At 34.7% G+C, this 13,277-nt stretch carries 21 protein-coding genes; 19 read left to right on the forward strand and 2 right to left on the reverse strand.

The genetic code is table 11. The features are described 5' to 3' along the window. The first annotated feature begins 103 nt into the window (after positions 1 to 103). From ACN0TY_RS11595 to ACN0TY_RS11685, 19 genes are all read left to right on the forward strand, one after another. Positions 104 to 628, forward strand: a complete 525-nt coding sequence (locus tag ACN0TY_RS11595; protein WP_417444629.1) for a DNA-packaging protein — start codon at positions 104 to 106, stop codon at positions 626 to 628. Positions 629 to 707: 79 nt separating this feature from the next. After that, positions 708 to 2,213, forward strand: coding sequence for a phage terminase large subunit (gene terL, locus ACN0TY_RS11600; protein WP_417444630.1), 1,506 nt, complete (start codon positions 708 to 710; stop codon positions 2,211 to 2,213). 18 nt (positions 2,214 to 2,231) lie between these two features. Continuing rightward, positions 2,232 to 3,593 (forward strand): phage portal protein, encoded by a 1,362-nt coding sequence (locus tag ACN0TY_RS11605; protein ID WP_417444631.1) that lies wholly within the window; start codon positions 2,232 to 2,234, stop codon positions 3,591 to 3,593. A 3-nt stretch (positions 3,594 to 3,596) separates the two neighbouring features. Then, a complete protein-coding gene (locus ACN0TY_RS11610) occupies positions 3,597 to 3,977 on the forward strand; it encodes a hypothetical protein (RefSeq protein ID WP_417444632.1) in 381 nt (126 codons plus the stop codon). Further along, entirely contained in the window at positions 3,971 to 4,174 is a 204-nt protein-coding gene (locus tag ACN0TY_RS11615) for a hypothetical protein (protein WP_417444633.1), read from the forward strand. Before ACN0TY_RS11610 ends, ACN0TY_RS11615 begins: the two co-directional genes overlap by 7 nt. Beyond that, positions 4,161 to 4,340, forward strand: coding sequence for a hypothetical protein (locus ACN0TY_RS11620; RefSeq protein WP_417444634.1), 180 nt, complete (start codon positions 4,161 to 4,163; stop codon positions 4,338 to 4,340). The genes ACN0TY_RS11615 and ACN0TY_RS11620 overlap by 14 nt, the downstream gene beginning before the upstream one ends. A gap of 11 nt (positions 4,341 to 4,351) precedes the next feature. Beyond that, positions 4,352 to 4,543 carry a hypothetical protein gene (locus ACN0TY_RS11625; RefSeq protein ID WP_417444635.1) on the forward strand — a complete coding sequence of 64 codons (192 nt, stop codon included), beginning with the start codon at positions 4,352 to 4,354 and terminating at the stop codon, positions 4,541 to 4,543. A 2-nt stretch (positions 4,544 to 4,545) separates the two neighbouring features. Then, on the forward strand, positions 4,546 to 6,705 hold the full coding sequence (locus tag ACN0TY_RS11630; RefSeq protein WP_417444636.1) for a DUF559 domain-containing protein: 2,160 nt from the start codon (positions 4,546 to 4,548) through the stop codon (positions 6,703 to 6,705). Next, on the forward strand, positions 6,705 to 7,004 hold the full coding sequence (locus ACN0TY_RS11635; RefSeq protein ID WP_417444637.1) for a hypothetical protein: 300 nt from the start codon (positions 6,705 to 6,707) through the stop codon (positions 7,002 to 7,004). The genes ACN0TY_RS11630 and ACN0TY_RS11635 overlap by 1 nt, the downstream gene beginning before the upstream one ends. A gap of 88 nt (positions 7,005 to 7,092) precedes the next feature. After that, complete coding sequence (locus ACN0TY_RS11640; protein ID WP_417444638.1) at positions 7,093 to 7,779, forward strand: hypothetical protein; 687 nt, start codon at positions 7,093 to 7,095, stop codon at positions 7,777 to 7,779. A gap of 12 nt (positions 7,780 to 7,791) precedes the next feature. After that, positions 7,792 to 8,187, forward strand: a complete 396-nt coding sequence (locus tag ACN0TY_RS11645) for a hypothetical protein (protein ID WP_417444639.1) — start codon at positions 7,792 to 7,794, stop codon at positions 8,185 to 8,187. A gap of 1 nt (position 8,188) precedes the next feature. Beyond that, positions 8,189 to 9,292 carry a major capsid protein gene (locus tag ACN0TY_RS11650; protein ID WP_417444640.1) on the forward strand — a complete coding sequence of 368 codons (1,104 nt, stop codon included), beginning with the start codon at positions 8,189 to 8,191 and terminating at the stop codon, positions 9,290 to 9,292. Between the two features lie 12 nt (positions 9,293 to 9,304). After that, complete coding sequence (locus ACN0TY_RS11655) at positions 9,305 to 9,643, forward strand: DUF6706 family protein (RefSeq protein WP_417444641.1); 339 nt, start codon at positions 9,305 to 9,307, stop codon at positions 9,641 to 9,643. Beyond that, the gene (locus ACN0TY_RS11660) at positions 9,636 to 9,920 is read left to right on the forward strand and encodes a hypothetical protein (RefSeq protein WP_417444642.1); all 285 of its coding nucleotides are present in this window, start codon (positions 9,636 to 9,638) and stop codon (positions 9,918 to 9,920) included. The genes ACN0TY_RS11655 and ACN0TY_RS11660 overlap by 8 nt, the downstream gene beginning before the upstream one ends. Beyond that, a complete protein-coding gene (locus ACN0TY_RS11665; RefSeq protein WP_417444643.1) occupies positions 9,908 to 10,348 on the forward strand; it encodes an HK97 gp10 family phage protein in 441 nt (146 codons plus the stop codon). Before ACN0TY_RS11660 ends, ACN0TY_RS11665 begins: the two co-directional genes overlap by 13 nt. Continuing rightward, a complete protein-coding gene (locus ACN0TY_RS11670; RefSeq protein WP_417444644.1) occupies positions 10,326 to 10,724 on the forward strand; it encodes a hypothetical protein in 399 nt (132 codons plus the stop codon). The genes ACN0TY_RS11665 and ACN0TY_RS11670 overlap by 23 nt, the downstream gene beginning before the upstream one ends. A 2-nt stretch (positions 10,725 to 10,726) precedes the next feature. Next, entirely contained in the window at positions 10,727 to 11,278 is a 552-nt protein-coding gene (locus ACN0TY_RS11675; RefSeq protein WP_417444645.1) for a hypothetical protein, read from the forward strand. A 62-nt stretch (positions 11,279 to 11,340) separates the two neighbouring features. Then, positions 11,341 to 11,796: a hypothetical protein gene (locus ACN0TY_RS11680; RefSeq protein WP_417444646.1), complete on the forward strand. Its 456-nt coding sequence runs from the start codon at positions 11,341 to 11,343 to the stop codon at positions 11,794 to 11,796. 176 nt (positions 11,797 to 11,972) lie between these two features. After that, positions 11,973 to 12,533, forward strand: a complete 561-nt coding sequence (locus tag ACN0TY_RS11685; protein WP_417444647.1) for a hypothetical protein — start codon at positions 11,973 to 11,975, stop codon at positions 12,531 to 12,533. A gap of 4 nt (positions 12,534 to 12,537) precedes the next feature. Here ACN0TY_RS11685 and ACN0TY_RS11690 read toward each other — a convergent pair whose 3' ends face one another. After that, complete coding sequence (locus tag ACN0TY_RS11690; protein WP_417444648.1) at positions 12,538 to 12,858, reverse strand: GIY-YIG nuclease family protein; 321 nt, start codon at positions 12,856 to 12,858, stop codon at positions 12,538 to 12,540. A 211-nt stretch (positions 12,859 to 13,069) separates the two neighbouring features. After that, positions 13,070 to 13,267, reverse strand: coding sequence for a hypothetical protein (locus ACN0TY_RS11695; RefSeq protein WP_417444649.1), 198 nt, complete (start codon positions 13,265 to 13,267; stop codon positions 13,070 to 13,072). Positions 13,268 to 13,277: the final 10 nt, after the last annotated feature.

The following is a 13,277-nucleotide window of genomic DNA, read 5'->3' on the forward strand; positions in this document are numbered from 1 at the left end:
AGTTAGTTGGTGTACTTCTGAACCTTTGGATAGGGTATTTCATAGCACCTAAATATTCGTAAGACGGACACTGGGAAAGACTAGAATTTTTAAATACATAAACATGGGAGAGATAGGAAATCAATATTGGAAACTTAGAAGCAAAGACGGAAGAGATAAGATATTTAAAACTCCAGAGGATTTATCAGAGGCTATAAATGATTACTTCCAATGGTGTTTGTTAAACCCTATACTCGAATCACAAGTAGTTAAAGGAAGGTTTGTAGAAGAGGATGAGAAAGATGGTGAAGTGATTAAGATAGTTAAAAACTTTGAAATAGTTGAAGTGCCAAAGATGCGACCTTTCACTATTGAAGGAATGTGTAACTACTTGGATATCAGTGTAGAAGGCTTTAAGTTATACGAAAAAAGAAATGATTTTATTGGAGTCACTACACGTGCACGACAGATTATATACAATCAAAAGTTTGAAGGAGCAGCTTCTAATCAATTAAATCCCAACATAATAGCTAGAGATTTAGGTTTAATTGACAAGAAGGATTTAACTACTGACGGGGATAAGATTACAATGACCGATGAAGAGCGTGATGCTCGTATAAAAGAGCTTATTAAAAAGGCTAAAAAATAACGCTTAAAGTTCTGTAAATATCAAAAACTATTAAAATTTACGGGGTTTTGACTTAAAAAGTATCGCTTAAAGGTTTTAAATGAGCATTACAGATGAAGAGATAAAGGAGCTTGAAAAACTATTGTATGATAAAGATGTTGAGCAAAGTAGAAAGCATCTTTTAAAATACACGGAGACTACTTTTAAAAAATTTAAACCTGGAGAGTTTCATAAAACGTTCTATGACATATTAAATCGGTTTGCATTTAGGCAGATAAACAGACTCATAATTTCTGCACCGCCTCAACATGGTAAATCAGAAGGAAGCACTAGAAGGCTTCCAACTTTCATAACAGGCATACGCCCAGACGAAAAAATAGCAGTTGTTAGTTATGCAGCTACTAAGGCGCAAAAGTTCGGTAGAGAGATAATGTCAATCATGAGAGAGAAAGAGTTTAAAGACATCTTTCCAAAGGTAGAATACCCAGAAAGAGGATATACAGGCGCAAAGTCTAATACTCAAATGCAAAGGGAGTCAATCAATTCAGATGGTTGGATGAAGTTTGTAGGGGTTGAAGGTCCGTTAACTGGTGATCCTGTAGATATATTAATCTTAGATGATTTATACAAAGGATGGAAAGATGCTAACTCACCAGTAACACAACAGAGTGTTTGGGAGTGGTATGTTTCCGTAGCAGATTCAAGACTTCACAATGATTCACAGCAGTTAATCACATTCACAAGATGGAGTGAACAAGATTTGATTGCGAAACTCATTGACATGGGGATGGTAGTTGTTTATGATGGCAGCGAGGACTTAGATACGGTAATAGAAAACCTAGATGATAAGTTTCTATTAGTGAATTTTCAAGCATTAAAAGAAGGTGGTCCAAACGCGTTAGACTCAAGAAAAGAAGGTGAGCCTTTATGGAAAGAGAGGCACTCAAAAAGGAAGTTGGAGGGTTCGAGAGCTAAGGACCCAGATATGTTTGATTGCTTGTATCAAGGTAATCCAACTAATAAACAAGGTCTTTTATACTCAAATGAATTTAAAACATATAGAGACCTTCCAGAGCTTAAGATTAAAAAGAACTATACCGATACTGCAGATAAAGGAGACGACTACTTATGTAGTATAGTTTACGGTGTTCCATTGGGAGAAACAGACGTCCATAAGTACGTGATTGATGTTTTATACACGAATGAGGGAATGGAAATAACAGAAGGCAAAGCTGCTGAAATGTATAATAAGCATGAAGTTAACGAGGTGAGAATTGAAAGTAATAATGGAGGCGAAGGATTTGCTAGAAATGTAGGTGGTATGACGTCAAAAGGAATACACATAATTCCTTTTCATCAGTCGGGAAATAAAGAAGCTAGAATCTTTTCAAATAGTGCTAGTGTGAATAATGAGATTGTATTTCCTAATGATTGGCACATTAGATGGCCAGAGTTTTACAAGCACGTAACAAAGTTTAAGAAGGTATTTAAAGCGAATAAACATGATGACGGACCAGATGTGTTAACCGGTATAATAGAAACAGAAAATACAGAATCAGAAACAATAATTCCAGAAATCACAGCAGATGATTTGGGGATATTTTAAAATACAAATCATTAACCAATGAGCGTAATAGATAAGTTAAAAGAAGAAAAATACGGTGACGCTATATCTGAACTTAAAGAAGGTCAGAAAAAAGGCGTTACGGAGGCATACAAAGAGTATAACAACGACAGAAGCGTTAGAGATACTCAAGTAGGGAAAAGACGTGACAAAATCACTAAAAAAGAAACTGTAAAGGTTGCTAAAATTCCTATTCCATTTCAAAGAAAGGTTGTACAAAGTGCATCTGTTTTTTTGTTTGGTACGCCAGTTAAATTGGTTCCAAATGAAAGCAATGATTCTTGGGATGCACTAGACTCTTTTTGGAGTGATTTACGTATGGATTCTATGCTGCTAGATTTCGCTAAGAAAGTTAAAAGCGAAACAGAAGCTGCAATTGTTTTTTATCATTTTAAAAAGGAAACCGACAAGGAAACCAAAATAAAAGCGAGGGTTTTGAGTCAAGACAACGGAACCATTTACACAAACTTCGACGAGTATGGCGACCTTGTTTCTTTTGGTTGGGAATATACTACAAAAGTTGACGGAGAAGAGGTTGAGAGGCTAAGAGTCTGGACGGCTGACATGGTTTATGATTTTGATAGAGAAAAACTAATTGATTCTAATCCTAACTTATTTGGAAAGATTCCAGTCGTATATCTATCTCAAAAAAATACTGAGTGGTGGGAAGTTCAGACACTTATCGATAGATACGAAATGAACTTTTCAAAGTTTGCAGATACCAATGATTATTTCGCGCATCCAATGTTTAAGGCAAAGGGAAAAATAGACTCTATGCCGCAAAAAGATGAAAGTGGAAAAATGATACGCTTACCAATACATGAGACCGCTAAAGGGCAAATCGTTGAGGCTGACGTTGATTTCTTGACGTGGGATCATGGTCCAGAATCTATTGAATTAGAGCTTGAGACTGGCAAAGGACTTATTTACGGACTTTCGGACACGCCAGACCTTTCATTCGACAATGTAAAGGGTATTGGTAATGTTTCGGGTGTAGCACTAGAACTTATGTTTTTGGCACCAATGCTGAAAGCTAAAGATGACCAAGGAGACTATAATGTAGTTATAAGTCGCATTATAAATGTGATGAAAGCAGGACTGCTTAATATAACCAAGCCTAAAGGAATTTCAGAGCAAGAGTTAACGGATTTATACATTGATGTTCAATATCAAAGTGTATTGCCTGGAAACCTACTCGAAACAGTTCAAATGTTAGTGGAGGCGAACGGTGGTAAGCCTATTATAAGTCAAGAAAGTTCAGTTGCTGCAAATCCATTGGTACAAGATAATGACGAGGAGCTTGACAGAATCAATCAAGAGGCTGTAAGAGTCAATAGTTTAGGAGATAGTTTTAATGTTTAAGAGATGATTGTAACATTTGATTTTGATAGTACACTTAGTAGAAATGATGTTCAATTATTTGCTAAGTCATTAATTGAAAAAGGTATAGATGTTTGGGTTTTAACTTCTCGATATGATGAACTTCATAAACATAGATACGCTTTGAATCCTACAAATGAGGATTTATATAAGGTTACAGATAGTTTAGGAATATCTCGTACAAAAATAAGGTTTCAATGTATGCGACCTAAAGCTGAATATCTATACAACACAAATGTTATTTGGCATTTAGATGATGATGATATAGAGGTATTTGATATTAATAATATCACAGAAGTCAAGGGCATTGATGTAACAAAAGAAAACTGGAAAAGTAAATGCTTAAAATTAATTAACCAATGCTAAAACACACTCACGATCCAATATTAGGTTCTACTTATTACATGGAGCCTATTAAACATAGAGTAAGGCTTCATAGTCGAAATCCCTTAATAGATAAGAAGGCAGCAGAATCTTTGGCTATTGCTGCTAAAAATGCGGTATTGGCTATGACTGAATTTAGTAAGGTAATTAGTAAAGTAAAAATAGATGCCAAATTATAATTACGGTGAATCGGTTTATCATATATGCGACAAAGAGCAGTCTAAGCTTTTAGTCACTGGTGTAATTCATAGAGGAGGTGATAACTATACTTATCTAGTTTCTAGTGAATTTGGAGAAAAAGAATGTGTAGACATTGAATTATCAAGAGAGAAAACAATTTTTTAAATAGGAATAATATGTTTGGATTCATATCAGATTTAGCAAAAGGGATAGGTGAAGTGGTAGGAACTGTTACAGGCATTATTGTAGGTGTTCCATTGGCTGTAATAGCTGAAACATTAAATATAACCATTGACATGGTTAAAGAGGCTAAGGATGCAGGATGTGAAACTTATGAGGAAATAAGAAAATACCATAACCTAAAATAACAATGCCAACAAACCCATGTCATAAAAAGTTATTAGGACTTCTTGAAACACAAGACTGGCACCTATCACGGATATATACAGATTATTCCGAGAGATGGGCAAAGGTGTTGCGTAAATATGGCTATGGTAAATCGTCAAACACCAACATTTGGAAAGGCAACAAACGCATAGAGGCGGAACTTGACAAGGTAATGATTGACTACCAAAAAGACATTGACACTTACATTAAAAGCAACATCAATACTGGTTGGGGGATGTCTAATGATTGCAATGATGATTTGGTAAACTCTTACACCAAAGGAGTTGAATTACCTAACAAGGAAATATACTTTGGTAGAAATTTAGAAGCATTAGCAGCTTATAGAAATAGAGTTTCAGCGGGTTTAAATTTAAGTGATAGGGTTTGGAATTTAACGCATCAAACAAAAGACCAATTAGAAACTATTCTTAAGAGTGGCGTTATGGAAGGTAGAAGTGCCTCCAAAATGGCGACGGATTTAAAAGAGTATTTGGTTGAGCCAGATAGAAGATACAGACGTATAAGAGATAAAAACGGAAAGCTTGTTTATACTTCTCCAGGAGCAGATTATCATCCGGGGCAAGGTGTATATCGTTCAAGCTATAAAAACGCTTTAAGATTAGCGCGTAATGAAACTAATATCGCATATAGAAGTGCTGACAACGAAAGACGAAAGCAGTTAGACTTTGTTACTGGAATACAAGTTAATTTAAGTAATGCGCATCCAGCTTATGATATGTGCTTTACAGCCTGGCAATATAAAATATCTACATCTAAAGGTTTAAAATATATAAAAGATATTGAAGTTGGAGATTTAGTGTTAACTCATAAAGGTCGATTTAGAAAAGTTTTAAGATTATTTAAATCTTCATGTAATGAGGTTGATAAGACTGAAATTCAATACAAGGTACCTTATGATAATAGGAGTAAAATAAAAAAAATAGCTGCTACATCTAATCATCCTTTTTTAATTAATGGCGAATGGAAAAGTATTGACCAAGCTAAAGAAGGTGATTATATCAGAATACTCGCGACTAAATGCAAATCATGTGGTACTAAAATACCTATGTACCGTGATTATTGCTCTAAATCATGCTCTTCTAAAAACACAGCTACTAACCAATGGAAAAACCCAGAACACGTTAAATCTGTTTCAGAAAAGCGTAAAAAAGTAATAGAAGATAATGGAGGTATTATACCATACTTTCAAGACTGGATTAATTCAGGGGAAAACATAAAAAACATCACTTCTAAATCAGCTAAAGAAAAAAGAGTAAAATCATTAAAAGCTATTTCAGATAAAAAAATGAAAGATGGAACTCATCCATTTATTCAGCCTGAAAATATAAAAAAATCAGCTCAAGCTTTAGGAAATTCTCACAACCGTTCATTTATTGAAAAAAAAATGGAATGGTTATTAGATGAGTTAAAAATAAAAAATGAAACTCAAAAAATAATATATAGAAAAGAAACTAAGCCTAATGGACAAAGAAGATATTATAAACCAGACTTTGTTTTAAGCGATTATAAAATTATAATAGAGTGTGATGGTGATTATTGGCATTCTAAAACCGTAGATAAAGACCTTAAAAGACAATTAGAATTAGAGTCTATGGGGTATTTAGTGTTGAGATTTAAAGGTAGTCAAATAAGAAATGATTTGAAAACAGTTTCAAATGAAATTCAAAGAGCTGTTTATAATCATGAGGGTAAATATGAGTTTTTAGAATACCCTATTTCTAAGGTTAGACATTACACTCAAAAACAATCAACACCAATTACTAAGTGGAATTTTGAAGTAGAAGAAGATAATTCTTATGTAGTTAACGGTGTAGTAGTTCATAATTGCGACGAATTACAAGGTAGATACCCAAAGGACTTTGTTTTTGTAGGCTGGCATCCAAACTGTTTATGTTTTACAACCAACGTACTACTATCACAAAAAGAGTTTATTGAATACGTTAACGGTGGAAAGATAAGACAGCAAAGATACACTAGAACGATTCCAAGACGTGCCGAAAACTATTTAAACGATAATTCACAGCAAATAAAAGGCTGGAAAAACACGCCTTATTTCATTAGAGATAATTTTAAAAATACTAAAGATGGTTTCGAAGTTAAGAAATCTATTATAATACAATAATGCTCGATAATCTATTAACATACATTAAAAAACACCAATTAGATACAACGCCAGAGTTATTACTTGCGGAGTTCGAGCGCGCCAACCAATTGCATAACGAATTTAAAGACTACTTAAAGCAACATAATATGCAAAGAAGCGAGAAAGCATTGGATAGGCGTAAACTGTTTGTTGAGTTTTATATCAATAAACATCAGAACGAAAAGACATTCAAAGAAATGTTAATTGAATTGTCTGAAATGACATTTAATTGTGTATCAACAATAGAAAAAGACTTCTATAACAACAAAGTAACGTAACTACGGAGTTAAACCCTTACAATACTATTAATGAGTCTTTAAGGCGTGTAAATTAGTACCTCGAACATATAATATAATTTCAACACACATGACATTAATTGAGAAACTTAAGAAAGCACTTAAGGAAAAAGGGCTTAACGAGGGGCTCGCAGATATCGTGAAAATCGAAAACGAAAGTGAGATTGAGGGGATAGTTAGTTCATTGGCATCAACTCAAACACCACCTCAAGAATTGGACTTCACCGAAGTAATCGCTTCTGAAGATTTCAGTAAATTCTTTGAAAAGCATGGGTTTGACGGACTGCTTAAGCTTAATACTAAGCTTCAAAGTGAGCACGACAAACGTGTAACTAAAGGGATTCAAACCCGATTAGAGAAGTTCCTTAAAACAAAAGGAAAGGGAGGAAATGAAAACGAAGAAGATAACGACGACGAAATGGAAGAGGACGAAAAAGCACCAGCATGGGCAAAAGCACTCATGGAAAAAGTTGACGGCTTAGAGAAGCAACAAACCACTAAATCAAAGCAACAAAAAGCACGAGAAGCTTTAGAGAAATCAAAGTTGCCAAAGAAATTTCAAGAGAAGTGGTTAAGTCGTATTGACTTAGAAAATGAGGACTTTGAAGCGCAAGCAAATACGCTAGTTGAGGAGTATGAAGATTTTCAAAAGGATGTTATCGGTTCAACTGCTGGACGTGGTTTACCTACGGGCGGCAAAGTTGACGGAAAACCGTCAGATGATGAAGTTAAAGAAGTGTTATCACAAATGAACTAATAAAATTAAATCATGGCAGTAGTAGATACAACAAATCAGGTTACAGTTGATACTTCCAAGGACAATGTAGTAATTATGAAGTTACTAGAGACAGTTCCAGGAGGTAGAACGCTTGATGTTTCCAGACCTGGAATAAGCGCATTGACTGTATTACAAGCTGGTCACGTAATTATCAGAGAAACAGCTACAGGAGAGTTTAAGGCTCTTGGTCTTTCTAGTGGTAGTTATGAAACTTTACCAGCATCGCACACATACGCTGGAATACTTACAAATTCAGTATTGGTAAGTAAGCCTCACGCGGCAATTATGACTAGAGGAACAGTTAACGAGAGTGCTGACTTAGTTCCTTATGCAATTCCAGCAGCAGCAAAAACAGCACTTAAAGTAATCCAATTTACAACAGAATAAGATGGCAACAGAAAGTTTATTTAAAGAGTACGTAGATAAGTGGATGGATAAGCTTGTATTGAGCGTATCTAACAAAATCAACGGAAAAGACGGAGAGCCAGTTTACTTACATTTAACGTGGCTTACAAAGAAATACTCACCAACACTTCAGTGGGAAGCTTTAAGTGGAAATGGAACTACAGTTGCAGCGGACGTTGTATCATTGGATTCTGAATTACCACTTAAACTAAGAGACAGTTTAAAAACAGCTTCTGGTGATGTCCCTAAGATTGGTATGAAGATGTATCTCAATGAAAGTCAGCTACAGAACATCGACATTATGAAGTCAAGAGGTGGACGCGAGAATGAAATCGTAGCTGCTCTTTTCAACGACTTGCAGAAATGTATTTATGGTGTTCACGAGAGACTTGAATACATGCTTTTACAAGCATTATCAACTGGTGTTACAACCATTGCAAACGAAGGAGCAGACCAAAACAATACTGGTAAGGGGATTCGTGTTGATTATGGTATTCCATCTGAAAATCAGTTTACAGTAGCTGATTTATGGACAGACGTAAGTTCAACGCCGTTAGATGATATTGATATTGTATTATCAAAAGCTAGTGGCGACGGTGTAGCTATCAACACGGTTAAAATGGATCGTGTTACTTTCAACAACTTCAAGAAAACGACTCAAGTTAAAGAGGCTTATGCTTCTTTTGCAGTTGGATTTATTGGTCAAAAAACGGCAGTTCCTACATTAGATAAAGTGAATGAATTTTTACTTTCTGATAAAGGATTTACTATCGAAATCATTGACCGTTCGATTAAGATTGAACGTAATGGGGTTCGAACTTCTGTAAAACCATGGGAGGAAGGTAGAGTTACTTTCCTAACTTCTAACAACGTAGGTTCGTTAGTATATGGGGATTTAGCAGAAGAGAATCATCCAGTTGAAGGTGTTACGTACACTAAAACAAGCACGTTTGTTTTAGCATCTAAGTATTCAGTAACAGAACCATTACAAGAGTTTTCTCGTGCAATGGCTAACGTTATTCCGGTACTTGAAAATGTAGATCAAATTTACATTTTAGACACTAAAACGGAAACAGCAACAAGCTAAATAAAATAGTCAATGACTGTATTTGAAGCAATAAAAGCTAATCCAATATTCGCAAGTATTCCAAACGATACTATTGAAGCTACTTTTTTAAATCGTGGTTATGATAGTAGCGAGGAGTATTTGGGAACAGATGAACAAAAAAAAGAGGTCGCACTTGTTAGTGCTGACCTCTATGTTCAAATGGCCCTGCAACCTTCATGGAAAGAAGGTCAATTATCAGTTACCTATGACAATGATTTACTTATCAGTAGAGCTATTGCCATATATGGTAAATATGATGATCCAGCAGGCGACGGATTAGGTGATAGGGATGTTTCACCTACAATTTCAGATGCTTCTGATTATGCTTAAGCGATACCCACATAGCGCACAAATTAAATACACAACTAGCATTGATGATGGTTCGGGAATACCTACAACGGAGCCTGTTACTATTGACATTGAAGAGGGTAGATATGATCCAACAGGACAGAATACAAATTTAGACTATTCAGCTAAGTTTTATTGTCCGACATTATCAGTTAATAGGTTTCAGTACGACGGTGCAAAGCTTGTTTTTGCAGGCAAAACATTCAGTATAGTAAATCTATTTAACTATCAAACACATTGCGAGATATGGCTAGAGTAAACGGTTTAAAACCTCTTTTTTCAATTAATGGCGTTCAGAATTATTTAGATGATTTTGTTAGGCAGCAAGACGATAAGATGCTCAATACTTTGCAATATGCAGGCGAGCAGTTTGTCAATAAAGCAAGGCTTACAGGGAATTATACAGATAGGACTGGAAACCTTAGAAGTTCAATAGGATATATTATTCTTAAAGATGGTCAAATAATTGACCAAAATTTCTCGGGAAACAATGAAGGTCAAGAAAAAGGAAAGGAAACCGCAGACGAAGTATCTCAACAATACCCGAATGGGTTTGTTTTAATTGGTGTGGCTGGAATGGAATATGCAGCAGCAGTAGAAGCTAAAAATTACGATGTAATAACAGGATCGGCACCAACAGCCGAACTATTTAAGAGTATTTTGGATGGTATCAACTTTGGACGTTAATAGTGCATTATATAGACTGGTAAATGTACCAGCTATTAATGATGTTATTTCTGGTAAGGTGTATATAGGAAGTTTTCCAGACGGAAATCAAGATGAAAACATCACTATTAACACCCTTACAAATCCAAATCAGTACCTTCAAAATGGGTATATGAACTTAAATGTTTATGTACAGGAACCATCGTCGGGAGTGCCGCCTTTAAGCAGATTTAAGCAGATCATTGACGTATTAATACCATTAGTGTTGGACGCTCAAAAAGACTACACTTATTTTTTTCAGATAGATGATGATAAGGGGTTTTTTAAAGATACTGATCACGATGGTATGTGGTTTTACAATTTAAGATTAGAATTTCAACAACATAATAACAGTTAATCATGGCAACAATAGGAGACAAGAAATACGACTTGTTTGGTGTTAAAAAGATACTTATCGGAGATCCTTCTGAGGACTTAAACGAAGCTAATTTCGACGAAATCGATGCTAAGTACATTACAACTAACACCGTTCAGTTAGTAAAGCCTATTCCGACAACGACTAACATCGACACGGAAGGCGATGACGCATACAGAACATTAAGAGATTCTGTTGATCCGTCACAAGTAAACTTTCAAGTTTACGGTTTACCGCTTGAATATTATCCTTTATTCTTTGGAGGAACTTATGAAGCAGGCGATGATGAATGGTCAGCACCAGACTCTCAAGAAGATAATTTTAAATCAATTATCATCTATACTGGCGAGACTGATTCAACAGGAAATCAAATTAAAATTACACTTCCTTACTGTAATGTATTTGCAGGATTTGGTGGAAATAATTTGACAAAGAATGCTATCGAGTCAATTTCAGTAGAGGCTTATGTCAATTCTCCAGTAGGAATGACAGCCACTAAGAAAATGATTATCGGTCTTACGGCTGCAACGTCATAACAAAACAACAATCAATTAAAAAAAGCCTTATCAATATAGGTAAGGCTTTTTATTAAATTTATATGGACGAAAAAAAGAAACTTCTTGAATCCATCATTGAAAAACCATCTACTTACGAGGTAGATGTACAAGACAATTCAATGCTTCCTAAAAACCTTAATAAAAGGAAAACAATTTCCTTTACCATTAAGGCGCCAACAATGCACACGCTCGCTAAGTGCGCTATTCACTTAGAAGATATTCCAGAAGAGTTAAAGTCTGGTAAAAACACAAGTATCGAAGAGGCTATAAAGCACGTCGATAAAATGATTAAAATGATTTGCGTTTTATCTTGGGGCAAAACTTCTAATTATCCAGAATGGTATGAATCTTTTATGTCTCAAAATTTAACGCCCAGAGAGGTTTATTACATCTTTCACGAGAGCGCACTTAAAATGCAGACTGATTTTTTTTTGAACTGTTTCCAGATTGCAAACGAGAACCCGATGGCAATGAGAAAAAGAAGTCCGAAAGATTAAACCCTTATCAATTAATCGGATCCGTTTGTAACTACTACAATTATAGTTGGGATTTCGTTGTTAACGAATTACCTTTTAGAAACTTAATATTATTGTCGGCATCCGTGCCTCAATATGGTAATGAAAAGAAAGAGGAAAAAGCAGATAGTCTAATGGATTTTTTAAATGGATAACCAATGAAAAAAGTATTTGAAATAGTATTCGAGAGAATAAATAAAATAAGATTAGAAAGCGAAATATGCGTTGATTTTTGGAGCAAACTTTTACGACTAAAAGGTAACTACAACGAGTCTGAATGTTGGGATTTGCTTTTCGACAATATAGAATGGCTCGTTAACAAAAACATCATTAAAACGCTTGAATTAATTGAATGGTTTTCAGAAAAAGAACTAAGCGACCATAACATCTATTTCAAAGGTTCTCACGTGATTAAAAACAATAAAGCTATTGGAATAGGTAATTGCTATATTGAAGCTTCTGGTCATAGCAAAGTAATATTATTTGATAGTGCTCGATGTGAGGGATTTGATACTTCTTTTGTGACGTGTTTTAATAACTCAAAAGCAACCGTTAAAGACTGTATTGTTAACGGTTTTCATAATGCCAAAATAGTGGTTAAAGGCTTTGGATTATGCGAGGCTTGGGATGATTGTATTGTAGTAGCTGAAAATAAAAGTGTAGTTCGTAAAAACGAGAATGTTTCAGTTTCTGCAGGCGTTGGATGTACGGTTATTTAGTTGATTAGGTGTTATTGACCATAACAGATAGTACTTTACTTGGGGAAGGGGAGTCTAGCTCTTCCCAAATGTGATTGTTCATTATATATTCAAGTACTTTGGTTATATTTAAAGAATACCAATCTCCATTACATTTATGTTTTTTGAACTGTCTATGAATATCAGTCTCTACATCTCCATAATTATTTACTTTAAAAGTCCATTCTAATAAGGTAAAAGGATAATATCCTAATTGTTGTTTTTGCCTAGATTTATCTTTAGTTTTAGTTTTGCCTACCCTTGTAATGTTGTTTTTAATATCAAAAAGACAATATATATAACCCATAATTTTTATCCATTTAAAAAGTCCTTTGCCTAAATTCTAGTAGGTAAGTGGTTAACTCGCTTTATAACGGCTTGTTATCGCTAAGCTAACAAACTTTATTTACAATAAACATAAAACTGCTAGTACAGTCCACAAATACATTAAATGTTTCCACCGCTTGCCTCGTATGAGTTTTAGATGTCGTTTATCTTCAATCAAAGGACTTCAATTTTCACTCAAACAATTTAACCAAATCCCCAACCTCGTATTTATCTACAAAATCGTACAACTCTTTCCCTTTTAATTCGAAGTCTAATTTAGACCATTTATTTTTAAAAAAGAATCGATTTCCTTCACGTTTATAGTACTCAAAAGGCTCTTTAAGCATCATTTCGCCACTTGGTAAACTAAATAACTTTTTGCCTTTCATTAAAAAACGT

Origin of the sequence: Joostella sp., from assembly GCF_048266025.1 — a bacterium.
In the GTDB taxonomy this organism is placed as follows: Bacteria; Bacteroidota; Bacteroidia; order Flavobacteriales; family Flavobacteriaceae; genus Galbibacter; species Galbibacter atrarenae.

Bases quoted from the DNA above. Each gene is read 5' to 3' on its own strand.
- ACN0TY_RS11695 (WP_417444649.1), bottom strand. From the start codon at position 13,267: ATGAAAGGCAAAAAGTTATTTAGTTTACCAAGTGGCGAAATGATGCTT.
- ACN0TY_RS11615 (WP_417444633.1), top strand. From the start codon at position 3,971: ATGCTAAAACACACTCACGATCCAATATTAGGTTCTACTTATTACATG.
- ACN0TY_RS11650 (WP_417444640.1), top strand. From the start codon at position 8,189: ATGGCAACAGAAAGTTTATTTAAAGAGTACGTAGATAAGTGGATGGAT.
- ACN0TY_RS11625 (WP_417444635.1), top strand. From the start codon at position 4,352: ATGTTTGGATTCATATCAGATTTAGCAAAAGGGATAGGTGAAGTGGTA.
- ACN0TY_RS11620 (WP_417444634.1), top strand. From the start codon at position 4,161: ATGCCAAATTATAATTACGGTGAATCGGTTTATCATATATGCGACAAA.
- ACN0TY_RS11635 (WP_417444637.1), top strand. From the start codon at position 6,705: ATGCTCGATAATCTATTAACATACATTAAAAAACACCAATTAGATACA.
- ACN0TY_RS11630 (WP_417444636.1), top strand. From the start codon at position 4,546: ATGCCAACAAACCCATGTCATAAAAAGTTATTAGGACTTCTTGAAACA.
- ACN0TY_RS11655 (WP_417444641.1), top strand. From the start codon at position 9,305: ATGACTGTATTTGAAGCAATAAAAGCTAATCCAATATTCGCAAGTATT.
- ACN0TY_RS11685 (WP_417444647.1), top strand. From the start codon at position 11,973: ATGAAAAAAGTATTTGAAATAGTATTCGAGAGAATAAATAAAATAAGA.
- ACN0TY_RS11660 (WP_417444642.1), top strand. From the start codon at position 9,636: ATGCTTAAGCGATACCCACATAGCGCACAAATTAAATACACAACTAGC.
- ACN0TY_RS11640 (WP_417444638.1), top strand. From the start codon at position 7,093: ATGACATTAATTGAGAAACTTAAGAAAGCACTTAAGGAAAAAGGGCTT.
- ACN0TY_RS11610 (WP_417444632.1), top strand. From the start codon at position 3,597: ATGATTGTAACATTTGATTTTGATAGTACACTTAGTAGAAATGATGTT.
- terL (WP_417444630.1), top strand. From the start codon at position 708: ATGAGCATTACAGATGAAGAGATAAAGGAGCTTGAAAAACTATTGTAT.
- ACN0TY_RS11605 (WP_417444631.1), top strand. From the start codon at position 2,232: ATGAGCGTAATAGATAAGTTAAAAGAAGAAAAATACGGTGACGCTATA.
- ACN0TY_RS11690 (WP_417444648.1), bottom strand. From the start codon at position 12,858: ATGGGTTATATATATTGTCTTTTTGATATTAAAAACAACATTACAAGG.
- ACN0TY_RS11680 (WP_417444646.1), top strand. From the start codon at position 11,341: ATGGACGAAAAAAAGAAACTTCTTGAATCCATCATTGAAAAACCATCT.
- ACN0TY_RS11670 (WP_417444644.1), top strand. From the start codon at position 10,326: ATGGTATCAACTTTGGACGTTAATAGTGCATTATATAGACTGGTAAAT.
- ACN0TY_RS11595 (WP_417444629.1), top strand. From the start codon at position 104: ATGGGAGAGATAGGAAATCAATATTGGAAACTTAGAAGCAAAGACGGA.
- ACN0TY_RS11665 (WP_417444643.1), top strand. From the start codon at position 9,908: ATGGCTAGAGTAAACGGTTTAAAACCTCTTTTTTCAATTAATGGCGTT.
- ACN0TY_RS11645 (WP_417444639.1), top strand. From the start codon at position 7,792: ATGGCAGTAGTAGATACAACAAATCAGGTTACAGTTGATACTTCCAAG.
- ACN0TY_RS11675 (WP_417444645.1), top strand. From the start codon at position 10,727: ATGGCAACAATAGGAGACAAGAAATACGACTTGTTTGGTGTTAAAAAG.